Genomic DNA, 1144 nt, shown 5'->3' on the forward strand with positions numbered 1-1144 from the left:
CTGAACTTTAATTTGTGGGGTTACCGTTCTTGACAAGCAGCCCCGCCGGAGTATCCCGAAGGTATGAGGTATTCCACCGGCGGCGGGCTGACCGCCGCAGAACGCCAGCGACGCGAGGCGGTGCGCATGGCCGCCGCCGATGACTTCGACGCCGGAGCCACCGATGCCCAGGTCGCCCGCACCTACCGCATCACCCGCATGTCGGCCTGGCGATGGCACCACGCCTACACAACCGGCGGCAGGCAGGCCCTGGAAACCAAGGGCCCGGCCTCCCGGTGCCGCCTGACCGAGGAGGAACTGGACCTGCTGGAACAGCTCCTGAACCTGGGCCCGGCCGCGCACGGCTTCGCCGACCAGCGCTGGACCCTGGCCCGCATCAGAGCAGTGGTGGCCGAGCACTTCCATGTGACCTACTCACTCGCGGGCATGTCCCTGCTCCTGCACCGGCTCGGGTGGAGCGTGCAGGTCCCCACGCGACGCGCCGCCGAACGCGACAAGGAGGCCGTCGAGCAGTGGCGACAGCAGGTGTGGCCACGGGTAAAAGCACCGCGGGCGACCTGGACGCATGGATCTGCTTCGAAGACGAGGCGGGCCAAGGCACCCGGCCGCCCACCGCACGCACCTGGGGCAGGCGGGGCCACACCCCGGTGATCACCGTCACCGGCGCGGGCCGGGGCCGGGTCAGCGCGGCCGCCCTGTGCTGCTACAAACCCGGACACCGGCCCCGGCTGCTGTACCGGCTGCACCCCTACCACCGGCGCACCGACGAGCGGGCCTCCTTCGACGAGGCCGACTACATCGCGCTGGCGGACGCCGCGCACCGGCGGTTGGGCGGGGCGGTGGTGCTGGTGTGGGACAACCTCAACCGGCACACCAGCGCGAACATGCGGCGCCGTATCGGTGAGCGGGACTGGCTGAGGGTGGAGCAACTGCCCGGGTATGCCCCTGACCTCAACCCGGTCGAGGGGGTGTGGTCGGCGATGCGCAGCGGCCTGACCAACCTGATGGGCGGTGATGTCGACCAGCTCGCCGTTTTGATGCGCGCTCGACTCAGACCCATGCAGTACCGTCCCGAGCTGCTCAAGGGGTGTCTGGCCGGAACTGGACTGTCCTTGGAGATATAACCCCACAAATTAAAAGTCAG

At 68.9% G+C, this 1144-nt stretch carries 2 protein-coding genes; both read left to right on the top strand.

Going from position 1 to position 1144, the window contains the following annotated elements; all coding sequences use genetic code 11:
- Positions 1-63 precede the first annotated feature (63 nt).
- Positions 64-651: a winged helix-turn-helix domain-containing protein gene (locus tag HGB44_RS31510; RefSeq protein ID WP_061083769.1), complete on the top strand. Its 588-nt coding sequence runs from the start codon at positions 64-66 to the stop codon at positions 649-651.
- The gene (locus HGB44_RS31515; RefSeq protein WP_061083770.1) at positions 570-1124 is read left to right on the top strand and encodes a transposase; all 555 of its coding nucleotides are present in this window, start codon (positions 570-572) and stop codon (positions 1122-1124) included. The genes HGB44_RS31510 and HGB44_RS31515 overlap by 82 nt, the downstream gene beginning before the upstream one ends.
- Positions 1125-1144: the final 20 nt, after the last annotated feature.

It is taken from the genome of Nocardiopsis alborubida (assembly GCF_012396365.1).
Lineage (GTDB): Bacteria > Actinomycetota > Actinomycetes > Streptosporangiales > Streptosporangiaceae > Nocardiopsis > Nocardiopsis alborubida.

Coding starts and splice junctions, on each gene's coding strand:
- HGB44_RS31510 (WP_061083769.1), top strand. CDS start 64: ATGAGGTATTCCACCGGCGGCGGGCTGACCGCCGCAGAACGCCAGCGA.